This window comes from Pseudomonadota bacterium (genome assembly GCA_013285465.1).
Classification (GTDB): Bacteria; Pseudomonadota; Alphaproteobacteria; order Micavibrionales; family CSBR16-224; genus CSBR16-224.
Genome location: CP053449.1, coordinates 830137 through 849035 on the forward strand (window position 1 = coordinate 830137; position 18899 = coordinate 849035).

Below are 18899 nucleotides of genomic sequence, written 5' to 3' on the forward strand. Positions count from 1 at the left end.
CGCTTTGATGCCGACAAAGAAAAACCGCGCGATCAAACGGACATCGGATGACGAAATTCTTCTGCATAGTTTAAGGCAGGTCAATCTGATGCTGGCCTTGTCTGATACAAGCTGGAGCTGGTTTGCGATGACTGTCGGGCTGTTCTGGTATTATGATGATCTGGTCTTTCTCAGCAGCGCAGGGCTGACCTTTACCGCCTGCGGTCTTCTGATGTTTGTCGAAGTGTTCGGCGTGTTGAACTATCTGACGCGCAAAATGTTCTTCGGACGGATGTTGCGCCGGATCAAGCGTAACAAAACAGCGGCAAAAAATATTGTCGGCGAAATGCGGCGCTTTGGCTGGATGGTGGATATGTTCTGGCTGCCGCTGCTGTTCCTGTGCTGCTTTTTCACGGCGGATTTTCTAAAAACGACAATGTGATAGCGCGCACCGCTTGACATAGTAAAAATGCTTTGCTATTTTCGCCGCCTTATTCTTTTAAGCGCTGGAAAGGCATCACATCATGGATATGAAATATCAGGCGGAACAGGCACGGCACACGGCATCGAAAAAACTGTTGAAGACCGATATGTGGGATGTCTGGCTGACCGGTGCGCTGCTCGGGCTGGCCATTGGCACGGGCGGCGGCGCTTTGCTGGATACGAATGCCGATGAACAACTCACACCGCAAAGCACGGAAATTGTTGCCAATTATCAGCAGGATTTCAATCTGCTGGCGATGGATTACAAAGCTGCGGAAAATAATGCCGAAAAAGGCGTGGTGCTGGATCAAACAGCTGACAAAATCGGTCAAATTCTGATGGATGAAAGCATTTCCGAAAGCAATGTCGAAACACTCTTTGACGGTTTAAGCGAACATATGCTGCCGCCGCAGGAACTGGTGGATTACAAAATCGGCAATATCGGCGATCTGCGCGAATGCCGCGCGGAAATCGGTGCAGAGGCTACCGCGCCGCAAGTGGCAGCCTGCACGGTCGAGGCGGCGCAGGATGAAAATATGGTGCGCGGTTTCGGCTCTGACATCATGTTTTTTGCGCTGCTGCTGGCATTGGCGGGCGGTACCATAAAAATGACAGGGCGGAAAAAACTGCGCGAATGGTCGGAAGCCGCACCGAAACGCTTCAAACATTAAGCGCGATTTCGTTTGACATAATTCGTAAATATGAGTAGACTATCATCAGTTTTTAATTTCTGAAAAAAGAACCCCGCACGGGGGCGGAGCGAAGTAATGGACGGTCGTGACCTGTCACATGAATTTTCAAAAGCGCGGCATGGTATTGCAAAAAAGCTGACCAAAAAGCCGAAACGCAAAATGAGTGATGTTTACTGGGCGATGTTCGCACTGACGCTGGTGGCTGACCCCGTTCACATATTTTGTGACCGCAGTATGGATGATCAAACAACGGCGCAAACCGTTGAGGTGCAACAACAGTTTCAGCAGCAGTTATCGGTCTTGACAGCGGAAAGCGCTGCGGAAGAGAAATATGATTTTGTTGCCAATCTGCTGCTGGCGGAAGATTTATCGGAAGAGCAGGCGGGTGATTTCCTGAAAAGCTTTAAGAAAACGGTGGGCGATCCGGAAACTGCACTGGGTTATAGAATCGGTGATATCGGCGACCTGCGTGAAAGTCGTGCGGAAAATCCCGGTAATGTGCGGGCAATTGCCAAGGCAACGGTTGATGCGGAAAGACCGGAGAATATCGCACATGTCGCAGATTTTGCCCTGACGATGGTGTTTCTGCTTTGGCTGATGGGACGCGGCACCAATTATCTGCTGCGCCGCAGCGACACCCTAAAAGACTGGGCCAAAGAAAAACCCCGCAACCCGAAATTTAAACACTGATTTTTCAGATTTTACGCAGTTTTCTCTTTCGCGGCCTTATCGTCCAGCCCGCCGAGTTTTTGGGCCAGCGCGGCTTCTAAAAACATATCAATATCACCGTCCAGCACGGCGGCGCTATTACCGGTTTCCACACCGGTACGCAAATCCTTGACCATCTGATAGGGGTGCAGCACATATGAGCGGATTTGATGTCCCCAGCCGATATCGGTTTTTTGCGCCTCGCGTTCGGCTTTTTCCGCATCCTGTTTTTGCAGTTCCAGCTCATAAAGCTTGGCACGCAGCATATTCATCGCCGTATCGCGGTTCTGGTGCTGTGAACGCTGGTTCTGGCAGGAAACGACAATCCCCGTCGGAATATGGGTGATACGGATGGCGCTGTCTGTGGTGTTGACGTGCTGGCCGCCCGCGCCGCTGGAGCGAAACGTATCGACGCGCAAATCCTTGTCATCAATCTGCACCTCGATATTCTCATCGACAACGGGAGATACGGAAACCGAACAGAAACTGGTATGGCGACGCGCCGCTGAATCAAAGGGGGATATCCGTACCAGACGATGCACGCCGCTTTCGGTTTTCAGCCAGCCATAGGCGTTTTCGCCTTCAATCTGCAGGGTGGCGGATTTAATGCCGGCCTCGTCGCCGTCATTCATCTCAAGAACCGTGGTTTTAAAACCGCTTTGATCGGCCCAGCGCATATACATGCGCAGCAAAATCGACGACCAGTCGCAGGATTCCGTGCCGCCCGCACCGGCATTGATCTCAAGATAGCAGTCATTGCCGTCAACAGGGCCGGAGAGCAGACTTTCCAGCTGCTGCTTGGCGACATTTTCCTGCAATTTGGCAATAGCGGTTTCGGCTTCTTTCATGATCTCCTGATCATCTTCCAGCTCGGCGAGCTCAATCAGGCCGATATTGTCTTCCAGCGTATTTTCAATACTGCGGATATTATCGATTTGCCGTTCCAGACGGCTTTTGTCGCGCATGACTTTTTGCGCACGCGTGGAATCGGACCATAATTCAGGGTCTTCGGACAGGGCGGTCAGTTCCGAGAGTTTTGTGAGGGCATTATCCCAGTCAAAGACGCCTCCTCAGAAGCACAAGTGCGCTCCTAATCTCTTCAGCCAGATTTTCGGTTTCGGCCTTCATGTTTTTTCGTCCTTATGCATGTGTTTTTTCTGCCTTATAACACGGTTTTATTTTGCAGGCAAATATGCTATTGATAACGCGTTCAACAAAGATTGCACAAAGGAAAAGACACTCATGCATATGCATCATATTACGCTGAAAAACGGAATTACCATCGGCAATGACATGCCTTTCACACTTTTGGCAGGCCCCTGTGCGCTGGAAAGCCGTAATCACGCCCTTGAAATGTCGGCGGCTTTGAAGGAAATAACCGGTAAACTGGGCATCGGGCTGATCTATAAAACATCTTTTGATAAAGCCAACCGCACGGCGCTCGGCGCAGGTCGCGGCCTCGGTCTGGAAAAGGCGCTGCCGATTCTGGCGGAAGTCAAAGAAACAACGGGTTGCCCGATCGTTACCGATGTCCATGCACCGGAACAATGCGCGATTGTTGCCGAAGTCGCTGATGTGCTGCAAATTCCGGCCTTTTTGTGCCGTCAGACCGATCTGCTGGTCGCGGCTGCAAAAACAGGCAAACCCGTCAATGTCAAAAAAGGCCAGTTTTTGGCACCCTGGGACATGAAAAACGTTGCGCAAAAACTGATTGATAGCGGCAACCCGCATGTGATGCTGTGCGAGCGCGGCGTTTCTTTCGGTTACAACACGCTGGTCAATGATATGCGCGCTTTGCCGATTATGGCGGAAACCGGCCTGCCGGTCGTGTTTGACGCAACCCATTCGGTACAACAGCCGGGTGGCGCAGGCAGTTCGACAGGCGGTGACCGCCGTTTCGTACCGCCTTTGGCGCGCGCGGCGATGGCAATCGGTGTGGCGGCGCTGTTCGTGGAAACACATGAAAACCCTGACAGCGCACCGTCGGACGGCCCGAACATGGTTTATCTGAAAGATATGCCCGCGCTGCTGGCGGAGCTGCTGGATATTGACCGCTTGATCAAACCCGCAGCCTATGCGGCAAAAGCGGCTTAAAGAACGAAGGGTGAAAAAGCGGTAATGCGGACGGTCTATCTTTACAATACGCTGACGCGCAAAAAGGAAGAATTTGTGCCGCTGGAAGCCGGAAAAGCCGGAATCTACAGCTGCGGCCCGACCGTTTATGCCTATGCCCATATCGGCAATATGCGCGCCTATGTTTTTGCCGATATTCTGCGCCGTATCATGGAATATGCCGGATATGACGTCACGCATGTGATGAATATCACCGATGTCGGCCATCTGGTCAGCGACGGCGATGACGGCGAGGACAAGATGGAAGTCGGCAAGCGCCGTGAAAATCTTGATGCCTGGGGGCTGGCGGAAAAATATACGGACGCGTTTTTCGGTCATGCCGCGAAACTGCATATCCGAAAGCCGCAAATCGTCTGCAAGGCAACCGACCATATCCCCGAACAGATCGCGATGATTGAAAAACTGGAAGCGGGCGGTTACACCTATGTCACCGATGACGGTGTCTATTTCGATACGACGAAATTCGCGCAATACGGTGATATGGCGAAGCTGGATATCGAAGGGCTGCAATCGGGCAAACGTATTGATGACAGCGGCAAGCGCAACAAAACCGATTTCGCGCTGTGGAAGTTCTCTCCGAAAGATGCGCAGCGCGATATGGAATGGGACAGCCCGTGGGGCAAAGGCTTCCCCGGCTGGCATATTGAATGTTCCGCCATGTCCAGTAAATATCTGGGCGAACAATTCGACATCCATACCGGCGGCATCGACCATATTCCCGTGCATCACACCAATGAAATCGCACAAAGCGAATGCGCCAGCGGTCATGCGCCTTTTGTGAAATACTGGCTGCATTGCGAATTTCTCAGCATGGATGACAGCGTGAAGATGAGCAAATCCAAAGGCGATGTCTTCACCGTCGATACGTTGATTGAAAAAGGTTATGACCCGCTTGCCCTGCGTTACCTGTATCTGACCAGCCATTACCGCAATCCGGTCAAATTCAGCTATGCCTCGCTGGGTGCGGCGGCGGTGACGCTGAAAAAATTGACGCGCAATATCCTTGCTATGCGTGGTGTAATGAATATGCGCGGTTTGAAAAGAGAAGATGTATTGCTTTCAGAGGCTGCAAAAGCATATAGAGAAAGGTTTGCGACAGCGGTTTGTGACGATTTAAATACCGCTGTTGCTTTAGCTGAGTTGCACGCCCTCTTATCAGATGATGTTTTGTCTGGTGAAGAAAAATACGCACTGGCAACGGAGTTTGATCTGGTCTTTGGTTTTGATTTCGCCGATATGGCGGATGACAGCAAGGAAGAGACACCGCCCGAGGTACTGGATCTTGTCGCCAAACGTGACGCGGCGCGGCAGGCAAAAGACTGGGCCGAGGCGGATCGTTTGCGTGCGGCAATCGCCGAAAAAGGCTATGCTGTCGAAGATACCGCCGATGGCGCGAAAATCGTCAAAGCTTCATAAGATAAAAATAAGGAAAAAAAACATGGCCACCGATCATCCTGAAATTTTTAAAGTTGATGCCGACACCCACCGCATTTCCTGCGACGGCGGTAAAGGCGCATTGGGGCATCCGAAAGTCTATTACAGCTTTGACGGGGCGGATGAAGTCACCTGCGGTTATTGCGACCGTCTTTTTACAAAAAAGAACCGCAAGGGCGCAGAACCGTATAAATCTACGAAAGCGGCCTAGGCCGATGAGCGGGGAACTTTACAGCCCCGCGCTGCTGGCGCTGACGGCAGATGTCGGTGCAGCGCATCATCTCACTAATCCCGATATTGTCGAAACGGCGCATAGCGCCGTTTGCGGCAGCACGGTGACGGTGGAGCTGAAAATCAACAAGAAGAATCAGACAGTCGCGGATTTCGGTTATGACGTTGAGGCCTGCGCCTTGACCAAGGCGGTACTCGCCGTGATGAGCCGCGCAATTATCGGACAAAGCTTCGCACAGATTATGGAGGCGGGCGGGCGTTTGCAACGTCTGCTGGACGAAGATGAAACCGTGTTGTCCGAGGATTGGGGCGTGTGGGAAAAACTCAAGATTCTCGAAACTGCGCAGGATTATACAATGCGTCATCACAGCATCACGCTGCCCTTTCAGGCTGTGGCAAATATCGCAGGAATAAATACTTGATTTAAAATCAATAATACCATTCCCGCATCTTTTTTGCATTTTAGTTATGTCAAATTATTGACGAAACCCCCTCAATTATAGTATACTTAATATATTCGCGTGTTATGAGAACAAAGGCGTTGCTGTCTTTTGGTACAAGGCAGTCAGACCTGTGAATTTAAGGGGGAAGTGTTATGACGGATTCGGCATCAGCTACGGTAGAACAAGAAAAACCGGATATTACGGCTGACACACAGGCGCAGGATAAAAAGCGCCGCCAAGAAGAAGAGGCTGAAAACGCAGCAGCGCAGCAGCGAAGCCGTGAACAGGAAGCCATTCAAAAAGCTCACGCCAAAAGTGAAGAAGAAAAGAAAAAGCGCGAACAGCAGGAAACGGCTGAGCAAACGGCGCAGCGCATGAAGCGTCTTGAAGTCCAGCGTGAAAAAGCGGATCAATTTATCCGTGACCGCATGAAAAACTCCGAACAGACCCAAAAGAAAAACCGCATTGAATATAAATTCAGCGGCGCGGATGGTGCGGAACACACGGTTTTTGAAAGCCAAATCAAAAAAGGCAATGAATCAACAGCCTTCTTCGGTTATTACGGGAAAAAGGTTGATAAGGAAGCCTCTCTGGCGGCTGTGTTGAAAGCGGCGGATGCCGGTCTGGAATCCGTCGATGTGCACGGCACGGAAGAACAAAAAGAATATCTGGCAAGGCTGGCGCATGAACATGGGTTGAAAGTCGAAAATTACGACATGTCCAAGCTGGGGATTGATCAGGATAAGGATGCCGATAAAAAGAACGAAGCCGGTCTGACGGGAAAACCCGCCAGCAAATTCGGCAATGACGAAAAGCCCGATGCTGATGCGGCAGCGAAACCGGAGCCGGATAAGCCCGACCCGAAAACGCCGGGCGGCGGTGAGCTGGTTGTTGCAAAAGGGCAGGATCCGGATATTGCTGCAAGGCAGCAAATGGAAGATTTCAACAATAAGCTTCTGGAAAGCGTGAAGTCCGGCGAGGTTGTCGTGGCGGAAAATACGGATGGTCAGAAGCTGTTTGTAAGCTCGCGCTATGCTGAAGAGCGGCGTGAACCGAAAGATATCACCGGTGAAGTCATCGTGGTGGATGTCACGGATGGTCAAAAACAACTGCCGGGCAACGGGCAAAAACTGCTGGAAGGGCCCAGCACATCATTTGCCCCGCAATTGCTGGCAGGCGAAGAGCTGAAACAGTTGCCCGCACCGCAGGAAGAGAAACCTGCGGCAGAGCAGAAATCCGAAGTGAAAAAAGACGGTGCCGCAAAGCCGAAAAAAAGCAAATCGCAAACAAAGGGAACAAGATATAGCGGCCGCGGACAGGACAAGCACAATACGGCGCATAAAACACCTGCCGGTAAAAACGGTACGGCGGCTTTTAAAGCCAACAAACATAACAGCTTTAACAGACGCAGTAACAGTACGCATCGCCCCGGCCGCTAAAAAACATTGTTCGCCGTGAGATAGAGGTCTACACTGCCTTGAAAAAAGAATAAAGCAAGGTGGTGTACGGTGATTATACCGTGGTGGGGTTTCGCCCTCTATGTCAGCGCGGGTAACGCAATCCGCTCCAATCTCAACAGTCATTACAAGGCCGATGGCGTCCGCGTTCGTTTGTGGAGCAGCCTTGTCAGCGCCGTTATTTTGTCGCCTTTTCTGTTTATCGCCCGCTGGCCGGAAAATATCGAATTTTATATCAGCCTTGCTTTGGGCTGTTTCCTTGTCAGTACGCTCAGTATCAAACTTCTTGATCTCAGCGCAAAATACGGCGGCCCGGTGGCAACGCTCAGCCGCCCGTTTCATGTTTTCTTTTCCTTCACACTCTGGGGGCTGGTGGCTTTTGACGAGACGGTGCAAATAATGTCCGATCCGAAAGTTCTGACCGGAGTGATGATTGCCTTTCTGCTCGCGACGGCATCGCAGTTTTCCCTGTATCGCAACGGTGTGGATTTGAAACATGCGCTTAAAGAGCTGCTTTTCGTGGCTGTGTGCGGGGCGATCATGTCCGTTGTCATCAAATACGGGATGATCTTTACCGAAAGCTATGAACAGGCGTTGCTCTGGGGGTGTCTGACGCAGACGGGCGTTTGTGTGATTTCCGCAATCCGCTCAAAACTGCGCCACTCCGTCAAGGAGATTGCCGACCGTCACATTATGAAGGCAGGTCTGGTAATGGGCATTATGAATGCGGCGGTCGTTCCGGCGGTGATCCTGTCATTGCGCGAAACACCGAATCCGGCTTTTACCTCGATTATCTTTATGCTCTCGACCGTCTGGCTGATGATTTATTATAAATTCCGCGGCCTTGATGCGCGCGTCCGCCCGATGCAGATTGCTTTTCTGCTGCTCTCGGCGGTTATCCTGATTGCGGCAACGCATAAGCTTTAAAATTTATGTGACAGCTGGAACATGCCGATTGCTTCGGCATCTGCCTGTTTGACATGGCCGGGCTGATGACGGAAGGCGGCACCGATTTTCAATCGACTGTCTTCGCCGTTCTCGCTTAAGGGTAATCCGTACCATGTCTGCAAATTCAGCTCACGCCCCGTTGCGGCCAAAGAGGCATTTTGCGCGCTCTGAAGAATATTTCCTGCGGCATCGCGCATGGCGGGGGTTGTGATATGGGCACTTCCGCTGCTGACACGCAAAGGTTGGCTGAACAAAAACCCGAAACGGTCATGTTTATAGGCCAGATCTGCGCCGGTCACGCCGATGGAGAAACTGTCTGAGGCGACATTTTCAAACCCGCCGATCAAGGATCCTTCCGCGCCCCGCATGGAGGATAAACCATATTGATAATCGGCAATCAGCCGCAGACCGGAGCTGAGTTCATAATCAAAGCCGATACCGGCAAAACCCGTTGTGCCGCGTCCCGTGGCAAAAGCTCCCGTACCGGCCAGTCCGAACAGACCTTGCGATTCCGTCATCGCACCAGCTTGAAAACGGCTACGCAGCTTTTCACCAAGCGGCAGCCCGTATTCCGCGACAGAGGCGAAAGCGGCACCGCTGTCTTCCGCAGATGTCACGGCACCGTAAGTGCTGCCAAGTGTGAACGTGCCGACTCCCCATGATGTGCGTCCGGCAAAGCTGATATTGTCATCATCGGCAAACAGGTTGAAATAGCTGTTGCCAAGGGCACTGTCGATCACCATATCCGCTGCGGCAATGCCATAGCTGTTGTAACCGTCAAGGCTCTGCGCGGCGGGGGCGTTATATCCGGCGGTAAAACCGTAGGCGCCTTGCGTCGATGTCAGGCGCAGATCCCGCAGCGACGGCGCAGCGTCCGTGCTTTCATTGCGGAATAATGTCTCCGTATCCGCCGTTGTGCGGAAACCAAGTGATGTGCCTTCTCCCAGATAGACCTTGCGCGCTTTCTCGCGAGTGAAATTCAGGAAGGAGCGGCTGGCGCTGAAACTGTCATAACCGTCATGCAGATATTGTCCGAGATTTCCGGCAAACGCACGGTTATAGGAATCAAGCGTTATGACCGGTGCATCGGCCAGCGCAGCATTCAGAGTGCTGCCGAAAACAGGGGAACCGGACAGGGAAGATGAGGCCGCAGCAAATCCGGCACCGCCGACAGAGAGACCGGCAGGGATGGAAACGGGGCCGACTGCGACAAAGGCGGCATCCAGATCAAGAACGCCCTGACCGTGGATATTGATGTCATATCCGGCAAAACCGTCATTCGCCGTTGCCAGCAGGATATCAATCGCTTCGGGTACTGTCAGACCGAGGAATTCGTCAAGCAGCAGCGCCAGCGCGCCCGATACATGCGGCGCGGCCATCGATGTTCCTGAAAAAGCCGCCAGACCGTCGAGCACGCGGTCTTCCGTGGCGGTATCATAAGGTATGGTCGAGATAATATTAACGCCGGGCGCCGCCAGACAAAAATCCTGCGCCGTGCCGCAATAATTACTAAAAGGCGCAATCGTATTGGTATTATCAACGGCAACAACGGTCAGCCAGTTGTCTTCCAGCGCGGGGAATAAAAGCGGCATACCGCTGATAGAGCCGACTTCCGGATTGTTATCATCATTTCCTGCGGCAAAAACCACGGCAGCATCGCCGACGGTGACGGCATTTTGCAAGGCTGTGGATAGCGGGCCGAAAGCCAGATTAAAAGCGGTTTGATCGGCGATATCATTAATAAAGATGCCTTCGGTATTCCAGCTGTTATTAATGATATTGGCATTGCCTGTGAGATAGGCATAGTTAATGGCATCAGCCAGATCATTCGTATCAACGGGATCGTCCTCATCCGCAAAGGCGCGCAGCGGCAGAATTTGCGAATTATAGGCAACCCCCTGAATGCCAAGCCCGTCCCGGGTCGCCGCGATAATACCCGAAACATGGGAGCCGTGGCCCGTCAGATCGGTTGTCACCCCGCCGCCGTCAATATAATCAACACTGCCTGCGGCGATGCGCCCGGCAAAATCGGCATGATCCGGCATGATGCCGCTATCAACAACGGCGGTAATAACGCCGGAGCCCGTACTGCGGCTATAGGCGGCATCGGCGTTGATTTGCCCCAAACCGCCGGATAAAACAAATTCCAGATCAACCGCAAAATCAGGGTCGGCGCTGCTGGTCGGAGCGGCTGCACCGCCTGTGCTGTCACCGCTGCCGGCTGCCGCACCCAGCAGCGCGGCACTACCGCCGGCAACCAGCGCGGCACCGCCAAGGCTGAGGTAAAGTCCGCTGCTGCCGATGGCGGAGGCTTCGGCAATCGCCGATGTTGTTACGGCTGCACCCATACCCATGGTTTGCGTCAATCCGGCCGCTTCGGCAACGATGGCTTCCGCCATTTCAGGATGATAATAGCTAAGCGCTTTCACAGCTTCCAGCAGGGTTTTGTCACCTTGCGCCGCGGCTTGCGCCAGTTGCCGTTTTACCTGCGGTGACAGCGGTTGTTGCGGCGCATAATCCCAGACCTGAAATCCGGGGCGCGGCGACACTTCGGCGGGGTTCCACTGTGTGCGCGGGTCGATTTTCGGCTGCGGGCGTGACTGCACCTGTATTTGCGGGCGCTGCTGCGGTTGATATTGAGGTTGCGGTTGCGGTTGCGGTTGGGGCTGGGGCTGATATTGCGGCGTTGCGGCGGGTTGCGGGTTGTTTATTTGCGGCAGCTTTTCCGAAACGGGAGAGCTGTAATAACTGCCGTCACCCGTAATAATCAGGGTTTGCGCTTCCGCCTCCGATGGCAAGGCGGCGCGCAATAGCAGACCGCAGGCAAGGATCGCGGTTGTTAGTTTTTTTGATGTCATGGCTGCTCTTTTCCGTTCGCAAATTATATCAGGCTTTTCCAGCATAGAAAAAAACCCGCATTCCCGCAATAGAATGGGGTTACGCAAAAATAAAAAATACCGTATTGTGGAAGCCATTCTTATTGATATTTTCAGGGAATTGATCATGCGTATTTGCCCCCGCCTTGTTTTTCTTTTTATTTTCGCGGTATGTTTGGTGTTTTTGCCGCGGTCCGTGCAGGCGCAGGAAATGGATGCCGCCCGCAATGCGGCGAAAAATTATTACGCGGAGCTGGTGCAGGAACATCATACGACGCGGGATACCGCAACAATCCGTCAGGATATCAGTGCGGAATTGTCACGCATCAAAGGCAAGAAAAATTACAACCATTCCCGTTTGATCGATTACGGCTATGAGCTGATCGCCAATGAAAAGACACCTTCGGTCAAGGACTGGCTGCTATTGATGGATGCCCCCCATTACGGATGGCAGCGCGGGAAGGCACAGTCATATCTGCCCGGTGCGCCGTATTTCTGGGAACCATCGAAAAATACCCTGGTGCTGATCGGCTTTAACGCACTCGCTGCGGCAAAAACAACCTCGGAAGGGGATAAAGTCTATCGTGAATTGCTGGATTATTTAAAGGAAGTGAATGACCACCCGCAGGCAGGCAAAGGCGGTTATAAACTCTTCGCGCTGGAGGCGGAGATCGCAGGCGTCGTTGCGGAACGTGACGATATCGTGCTGCGCGCATTGGCAAAAGAACGGCAAAAAGCGCTGGACGTGCTGCTGACGCAAAAGCTGCTGGATCACGAACAAAAGAAAGAAAGCGACGTAGCGCAGCTATGCCTGCAGTTTCGTCTGCCCCTGCCTGCACGCGGCGTAACCTATGAAGATTATATCCGTGTGTCGCCATCGGCAAAAATAACGGCAATTCCGCTGGGGGAAGATAAACTGTGCCTGCGCGGGATGAGCTATGCCGCTGATTACACGGTACGGATTTTGAAAGGTCTGCCGACATCGCTGGCCATCGGCAAAAACATGACGGCAGATGACAAGCTGACCGTCAATTTCGGTGACCGCGATCCGGTTGTTCGTATGAGCAGCGGCAAATATATTCTCTCCCGTGATGTTGTCTCCGGCATTCCGGTGGAAACCGTCAATCTTGATAAGGTCAAATTGCGTGTTGCCAAGGCGCTGACGGAACGTGCTTTGCCGCATGATGTCAATACGCTGGACCGCGAACTCTATTCCTATAAATTCGATCAGTATTTCCGCATTGACGGCGAACCGGTCTGGGAGGGGGAAATGGATATTGCCTCTATCCCGAACAAAGCGGTCACGACATATTTTCCGGTACAGGATGTCTTGAAAAATCCCGCTCCCGGCGTTTATGCGGTGGAAGCGGAATACCGGAAGGATAACCGCCGTATTGCCGATGCACGGCAGTTTTTTGTCGTCACGGATATCGGGCTGACGACCTTGACGGCGGAAAACGGGTTTTATATTTTTGCGCGTTCCCTGAAAACGGCAAAACCGCTGGCGGGAGCGGCGGTGAAATTGATCTCGCGCAACAATACGGTGCTGGGCAAGGGCGTCACGGATCAGGACGGCAAATTCCGTTTTGACGGCGCGCTGGCAAAAGGCAAGGCAGGGCTGGAGCCGCTCTTGGCAACGGCGGTGCAGGGGAATGATTTCGCTTTGATCCGTCTGGATGTGTCCGCTTATGATTTCAGCGACCGCGGCGTTTCCGGACGCAGCTATCCGGGGCCGGTGGATGCTTTTGTCTATACGGATCGCGGCGTCTATCGTCCGGGGGAAGATGTGCAGCTGTCGCTGGTGATGCGCGATGATAACGGTTATGCGCTGCCTGATCTGCCGGTGACGGTAAAGTTTTTCCGCCCCGACGGCATAGAGCATCTGCAAAAAACATTTGCAAAAACGACGCTGGGCGGTGCAACGCTGTCTCTTCCCTTGCCGCCGAATGCGCGGATGGGGATGTGGAGCGTCAGCACCTATGTCGATCCGTCCGGTGCCGCGGTGGGGACGGCCTCATTCCGGGTTGAGGAATATGTGCCGCCGCGCATCTCTGTGGAGCTGACGGCAAAAGATGATGTTTTTATGCAGGGTAAGAGCTATGAATTGCCGCTGCAAAGCGATTATTTATACGGCGCACCGGCGGCAGGATTAAAAATTGCGGCAGAGGCGGTGTTGCTGAAAGATGACACGCCGTTCCCGCAATTCAAGGATTACAGTTTTGGCCTTGTGCAGGATGATTATAAGCCGAAACGCTATACGTTAGCTGCCGCGGAAACGGATGAAAAAGGCGCGGCCACAGTAACGGCAGAGATCAGTGATGCCGCTTTGGCGGATGTGAATGCGCCGCTGAAGGCACGTATCCGCGCCAGCGTTTTTGAAAAAGGCGGACGCGCCGTTTCCGCAGTTATTGACCGCCCGTTCCGCCACCGCCCTGTTTATCTGGGCATCCGCGAGGTCAAAGACGGCGGCGGTTATAACGCGCCGAAAAAATTTGAAGTGATTGCGCTGAATACGCTGGGTGAGCGTGTCGCGCTGGATGGTGTGGAATACAGGCTTGTGCGCGAAAATTACTATTACAACTGGTACAACGCGTCCGGCGGCTGGCGTTACCGCCGTCAATATTTTGATGAAGAGCAGGAACGCAATATCATTGCCGTCTCGGCGGATAAGCCGCAGATTATCAAGACGCAACCGCTGAACGGCTGGTGGGGACACCGTCTTGAAATCCTGCACAGCAAAACAGGCACGGCGGCAAGCATCCGTTTGCAAGGCTATTGGGGCGACCGCGAGGAGGATACGCCCGATACCGTGGCGGTGGCGGCAAAAACCGGTACGGCAAAAACCGGCACGGAAACCGAAATCGCCATCAAGCCGCCCTATGCGGGTGAGGCAATCATCACGGTTGTGAATAATAAGGTACTGTTCACGAAAAACGTGACAATCGAAGAAAAGGGCGCAACCGTGTCCGTCCCTGTAACCGAAGACTGGGGGGCAGGCGCTTATGTGCTGGTCAGTCTTGTTCGTCCGACACCCGATGCGGCGGGACAGCATGACGGCACGCGTGCCATCGGTCTGGCATGGATCGCCGCTGACAGGGCGGATAAAAAACTGGATGTCTCTTTCGGTATCCCTGAAAAAATCCTGCCGCGGCAGCGTTTTGCCCTGCCGGTTTTTGTGAAAGGTCTGGATAAAGGCGAGGAAGCCTATATCACGATATCCGCAGTGGATGAGGGCGTGTTGCGTCTGACGGATTTCAAAACACCCGACCCGTTCAAATTCTATTTCGGGCAGCGCCGTCTGGGGGCAATGCTGCATGATATTTACGGCAAGCTTCTGAAAGGCGCGGAAGGCGGCGTTGGAAAAATCCGTTCGGGCGGTGACGGGCGCGAACGCAGCGAAGCGGATGATGCTTTCCGTCCCGAAACTTATATCAAAACGGCGGCATTGTTTTCGGGAATTGTAAAACTCGGCGCGGATGGTAAGGCCGATATTGATCTGGATATTCCCGATTTTAACGGGCAGCTGCGCCTGATGGCCGTGGCATGGTCGGGGCAGAAAACAGGCAATGGCGAAGACCAGTTGATTGTGCGCGATCCGGTGATCGTGCAGGCGACATTGCCGCGTTTCCTTGCTCCGGAAGATAAAACCACTTTCAATCTGCGTCTGCACAATCTTGACGGCGCAGCGGGGGAATACCGCCTGACACTGCGCAGCAAAGGCGTGACATTCGAAGATACGGCTTTGACCCGGCTTTTCAATCTGGCGGCAGGAGAAGAAAAAACCATGGCATTGCCGCTGACGGCTTTGCCGGAAACAGGTATCGCCGCCGTCACACTGGAGCTGTCCGGGCCGGAGCAATTCTCCGTAAAAAAAGACTGGCGTTTTTCCGTGCGTCCCTATCAGATTTTGCGCACAAATGACCTGCTGGCAAAAGTCGGTCCCGAGGGAACATGGCGCGCCCCCGACCTGACAAAGGATTACTGGCCGGGAACGATCACGGCCTCGGCTGTGATGGCACCGCGCAATATGCTGAACATGACGGCGCTGGTTGATAGTTTGCAGCGTTACCCTTACGGATGTACCGAGCAGCTGGTTAGTTCTTCGCTGCCGCTGCTGCATATGGATGAGCTGCATAAGAAATGGGATCTGCGCTGGCGGGATGATGCCGATCTGCTGCGTCTGCGTGCAGCGGCCTCCGTTGCGCGCGTCATCAATAATATGCGCGGTGACGGCAGCTTCGGTTACTGGACGGCACATGATGACAGCAATCTGTGGCTCAGCGCCTATGCAACGGAATATCTGATGGAGGCGCATGAAAACGGGTTGAATGTTCCGGCCTCGGTTCTGGAGCGCGCACTATCCTATCTGACACGCAAAACGCAAAATCCCGATAACACGCCGGAAGGGCTTTCCGCAGCAAGCTATGCCTTCTATGTGCTGGCGAAGGCGGGGAAAAGCGATGCGGGGCAGCTGCGTTATTTCTATGACCAGAACGCGGAAAAACTGCAGCCGAACTGGTCGCTGGCAATGATCGGCGGCGCATTGGCGCGTTACGGCGAAACCTCCCGCGCGAAAGCCGCTTTTGAAAAGGCGCTGACCCGCGTTGAAGAGGAACGCAAATCACATCATTACTGGTATTACGGTTCGCGCCTGCGGAACAAGGCAGTGCTGCTGGCGCTGGCAGCGGAATATCCTGATTTGTCACTGAAGACGGATGATCTGTTCGACAAGCTGGTCGCCGCCTATGATAAACAGACATATTTCAGCACGCAGGAACAGATATGGCTGACACGTGCGGCGATGCGCATGCCTGCTGAAAAATCGCAAAAGATCAGCTTCACTTTCGCACCGCCTTTGCAGATGGTGGAAACGGAAAAACCGCATAATGTGAAAATCGCCGAGAATGCGTCACGGATTGACGCTTTCGAAATGACCAATATGGGTGACAGCAATATCTATCTGCGCCTCAGCCTGCTGGCCGCACCGCGTGCGACACTGCCGGAGGAGGAACAGGGCTTTAAAGTGACGCGCCGCTATTACAATATGGACGGTTCGCTCGCGCTGGAAGACGGCAAGGTCGCCAAAAACACGCTGCTGGTCGCCGTAATCGACGGCCAGCTGGGGCAGTATCAGAACCGCAGCGGCGAAAACTTGCTGGTCGATATGCTGCCTGCGGGGTTTGAGTTGGAAAATGCCGAACTGGCCGGCGGTACGGGAACGGATGAACTCGGCTGGCTGCTCAAAAATGATAATCTGACAGAGCTGGCACATAAAGAGCTGCGGGATGACCGCTATGTCGCCTCTTTCCGTCGCGGTAGCGGGCAGGAATTTCACGCCGCCTATCTGGTGCGTGCGGTGACGCCGGGGGTTTATGCGCATCCGGCGGTGTATGTCGAGGATATGTATCACCCCGGCCTGTATGGACGCGGCGCGGCAGCAACGGTGACCATTACCGATGAGTAGCGTGAAAAAAGCGCTGCTGCTGTGCGGCTTGTCGTTTTTTATTTTCTGCGCGGCTCTGCCGGGGGCGGCTGTCATGCTTGACCGTGCTTCCCCGCCTGATTTATCCCGCTATCACAATGTGTCACCTGTCGTGCTGGACGCAGACGGAAAAATCCTGCGTGCCTTCACGGTGGAGGATGGCATCTGGCGCTTGCCTGTGAAGACCGCAGATGTCTCACAGGATTACCGTGCGCAGCTGATGGATTTTGAAGACAAGCGTTTTCCCGCGCATCACGGCGTTGATTTTCTGGCGCTGGCGCGGGCGGTGGTACAGCTTGTACAAAACGGGCATATTGTCTCCGGCGGCTCGACCCTGACAATGCAGACGGCCAGATTGCTGGAGCCGCGTCCGCGCAGCATCGCCGCGAAATTTATTGAAATGCTGCGGGCATGGCAGCTGGAAGCGCATTTCAGTAAAGATGATATATTGCAAATCTATCTGACACTGGCACCGATGGGCGGCAATATCGAAGGCATCCGCGCCGCAACGATGTTGTACTTTGGCAAGGAGCCGTCAAATCTGACACCGGCGGAAGCCGCTTTGCTGGTGGCATTGCCGCAATCACCAACGGCACTGCGCCCCGATCTTTATCCCGCACGGGCAAAAGCCGCACGGAACAAAGTGCTGATGCGGGTACTGCCGCAGCAGATGGCGGCAGAGTCGCTGGATGATCCGCTGCCGCAAAGACGAAAAGATATGCCGTTTCTTGCGCCACATCTGGCGCGCCGTCTGATAGCGGAAAACTGCCCGACCCCTTGCCGCAGCTTTATTCAACGTGATTTGCAATCCGCCCTTGAACAAGAGACGCAAAAATTTGTGGCCGAACTGCCGCGGCAGGTTAGTGCGGCGCTGGTGGTGGTTGAAAATGACAGCGGCAATGTCATCGCCTATGTCGGCAGTGCCGGATTTTTTAACACCGCGCGGGACGGGCAGGTTGATATGGCGGCGGCTGTGCGCTCGCCGGGCTCGTCTTTGAAACCTTTTATCTATGGTATCGCTTTTCAGGACAGGCTGGTGCATCCCGCCACGATGATCCATGACGCTCCGGCGATGTTCGGCGGCTATGCGCCGCGCAATTTCCTGCGCGACTATGCGGGTGATGTGACGATTGCCAAAGCTTTGCAACTTTCCCTGAATGTGCCTGCGGTAAAGGTGCTGGACGGCATTAGCCCGTCGCGTTTCGCCGATCTGCTGGCACGGGCAGGGGGCATGCTTGTCATGCCTGCGGGCGACGCTGCACCTGCATTGCCGCTTGCGCTGGGCGGGGCAGGCATCCGGCTGGAACAGCTGGCGCAGCTTTATGCCGCCATTGCGCGCGGCGGTGATGCGTTGCCGCTGCGTTATCATGCAGGACAGGCGCAGGGGACAGCACAGGAATTTCTATCTCCGGAATCCGCCGGCTGGCTGACGACAATTCTGCGCGGCGTGGAAAATCCGTCAGGGTTTCTGGCGCAGCGTTTTGCAGAGAAACAGCACCGTATTGCATTTAAAACAGGAACCTCCTACGGCTTCCGCGATGCGGTTGCGATTGGCTTTTCCGCACGCCATACGGTGGCCGCCTGGGTCGGCAGACCGGATGGCGCGCCGCATGATAATTTTATCGGGCTGGATACGGCGCGGCTGATGCTGCGCGGCTTTGATTTGATTTGGAACGCTAATCCGGCGGCAGAGGAAGAATTGCTGCAGGAACGCCGTTTCGGAAAACCGCCTGCGGCGCTGCGGCGTTATCCCGCGCCGCCTGTTAGTGCGGCAATCGGGCAATCAAAAAATTTCCGCATTCTGTTCCCGCCGAAAGATGCGGTGGTATCGGCTGGGAACAGCAAACCCGTTACACTTGAGGCCGATGCGGGCAGACGTCCTTACACATGGCTGGTCAATGGCGCACCCGCAGGACAAAGCCTGCTGTCGGGCAGCTTGTCATGGCGACCTGCAGGTGCGGGAGCTTACCGCATCACCGCCATTGATGCGACAGGCGCGCATGACAGTGTTGAAATCTGGCTGCAAAACTGAC

Annotated in this window: 13 protein-coding genes; 11 read left to right on the forward strand and 2 right to left on the reverse strand. The window is 54.0% G+C overall.

The features are described from left to right. Nucleotides 1-7 precede the first annotated feature (7 nt). From HND56_04140 to HND56_04150, 3 genes are all read left to right on the forward strand, one after another. Nucleotides 8-421: a hypothetical protein gene (locus HND56_04140; protein ID QKK04931.1), complete on the forward strand. Its 414-nt coding sequence runs from the start codon at nucleotides 8-10 to the stop codon at nucleotides 419-421. An 82-nt stretch (nucleotides 422-503) separates the two neighbouring features. Then, on the forward strand, nucleotides 504-1133 hold the full coding sequence (locus tag HND56_04145; protein ID QKK04932.1) for a hypothetical protein: 630 nt from the start codon (nucleotides 504-506) through the stop codon (nucleotides 1131-1133). A gap of 96 nt (nucleotides 1134-1229) precedes the next feature. Further along, nucleotides 1230-1844 (forward strand): hypothetical protein, encoded by a 615-nt coding sequence (locus tag HND56_04150; protein QKK04933.1) that lies wholly within the window; start codon nucleotides 1230-1232, stop codon nucleotides 1842-1844. 11 nt (nucleotides 1845-1855) lie between these two features. On the opposite strand, the gene HND56_04155 is transcribed toward HND56_04150, so the two are convergent. Next, nucleotides 1856-2990, reverse strand: a protein-coding gene (locus HND56_04155) for a peptide chain release factor 2 (protein ID QKK04934.1) whose coding sequence is annotated in 2 segments (ribosomal slippage) — nucleotides 1856-2920 and nucleotides 2922-2990 — 1134 coding nt in all. Because the reading frame shifts where the segments join, the coding sequence is not laid out codon by codon here. Between the two features lie 120 nt (nucleotides 2991-3110). Here HND56_04155 and kdsA point away from each other — a divergent pair. The 6 genes from kdsA (at nucleotide 3111) to HND56_04185 (ending at nucleotide 8487) form a co-directional block, all read left to right on the forward strand. Next, a complete protein-coding gene (kdsA, locus tag HND56_04160; protein QKK06547.1) occupies nucleotides 3111-3956 on the forward strand; it encodes a 3-deoxy-8-phosphooctulonate synthase in 846 nt (281 codons plus the stop codon). Nucleotides 3957-3980: 24 nt separating this feature from the next. Next, nucleotides 3981-5411 (forward strand): cysteine--tRNA ligase, encoded by a 1431-nt coding sequence (locus HND56_04165; GenBank protein QKK04935.1) that lies wholly within the window; start codon nucleotides 3981-3983, stop codon nucleotides 5409-5411. Between the two features lie 22 nt (nucleotides 5412-5433). Beyond that, nucleotides 5434-5640 carry a zinc-finger domain-containing protein gene (locus tag HND56_04170; protein ID QKK04936.1) on the forward strand — a complete coding sequence of 69 codons (207 nt, stop codon included), beginning with the start codon at nucleotides 5434-5436 and terminating at the stop codon, nucleotides 5638-5640. Between the two features lie 4 nt (nucleotides 5641-5644). Then, complete coding sequence (locus HND56_04175) at nucleotides 5645-6082, forward strand: iron-sulfur cluster assembly scaffold protein (GenBank protein ID QKK04937.1); 438 nt, start codon at nucleotides 5645-5647, stop codon at nucleotides 6080-6082. 173 nt (nucleotides 6083-6255) lie between these two features. Then, entirely contained in the window at nucleotides 6256-7542 is a 1287-nt protein-coding gene (locus tag HND56_04180) for a hypothetical protein (protein QKK04938.1), read from the forward strand. Between the two features lie 69 nt (nucleotides 7543-7611). Next, the gene (locus HND56_04185) at nucleotides 7612-8487 is read left to right on the forward strand and encodes a hypothetical protein (GenBank protein ID QKK04939.1); all 876 of its coding nucleotides are present in this window, start codon (nucleotides 7612-7614) and stop codon (nucleotides 8485-8487) included. On the opposite strand, the gene HND56_04190 is transcribed toward HND56_04185, so the two are convergent. Next, nucleotides 8484-11366: a S8 family serine peptidase gene (locus HND56_04190; GenBank protein ID QKK04940.1), complete on the reverse strand. Its 2883-nt coding sequence runs from the start codon at nucleotides 11364-11366 to the stop codon at nucleotides 8484-8486. The genes HND56_04185 and HND56_04190 overlap by 4 nt on opposite strands. A 196-nt stretch (nucleotides 11367-11562) precedes the next feature. Between HND56_04190 and HND56_04195 the strand changes: the two genes are divergently transcribed. Continuing rightward, nucleotides 11563-16848, forward strand: coding sequence for an alpha-2-macroglobulin family protein (locus HND56_04195; protein ID QKK04941.1), 5286 nt, complete (start codon nucleotides 11563-11565; stop codon nucleotides 16846-16848). After that, nucleotides 16841-18898, forward strand: a complete 2058-nt coding sequence (gene pbpC / locus HND56_04200; GenBank protein QKK04942.1) for a penicillin-binding protein 1C — start codon at nucleotides 16841-16843, stop codon at nucleotides 18896-18898. Before HND56_04195 ends, pbpC begins: the two co-directional genes overlap by 8 nt. Nucleotide 18899: the final 1 nt, after the last annotated feature.

Excerpts from the sequence above, each read along its gene's own strand:
- HND56_04145 (QKK04932.1), top strand. The coding sequence starts at position 504 with ATGGATATGAAATATCAGGCGGAACAGGCACGGCACACGGCATCGAAA.
- HND56_04150 (QKK04933.1), top strand. The coding sequence starts at position 1,230 with ATGGACGGTCGTGACCTGTCACATGAATTTTCAAAAGCGCGGCATGGT.
- HND56_04180 (QKK04938.1), top strand. The coding sequence starts at position 6,256 with ATGACGGATTCGGCATCAGCTACGGTAGAACAAGAAAAACCGGATATT.
- HND56_04140 (QKK04931.1), top strand. The coding sequence starts at position 8 with ATGCCGACAAAGAAAAACCGCGCGATCAAACGGACATCGGATGACGAA.
- HND56_04175 (QKK04937.1), top strand. The coding sequence starts at position 5,645 with ATGAGCGGGGAACTTTACAGCCCCGCGCTGCTGGCGCTGACGGCAGAT.
- HND56_04165 (QKK04935.1), top strand. The coding sequence starts at position 3,981 with ATGCGGACGGTCTATCTTTACAATACGCTGACGCGCAAAAAGGAAGAA.
- HND56_04170 (QKK04936.1), top strand. The coding sequence starts at position 5,434 with ATGGCCACCGATCATCCTGAAATTTTTAAAGTTGATGCCGACACCCAC.
- kdsA (QKK06547.1), top strand. The coding sequence starts at position 3,111 with ATGCATCATATTACGCTGAAAAACGGAATTACCATCGGCAATGACATG.
- HND56_04190 (QKK04940.1), bottom strand. The coding sequence starts at position 11,366 with ATGACATCAAAAAAACTAACAACCGCGATCCTTGCCTGCGGTCTGCTA.
- pbpC (QKK04942.1), top strand. The coding sequence starts at position 16,841 with ATGAGTAGCGTGAAAAAAGCGCTGCTGCTGTGCGGCTTGTCGTTTTTT.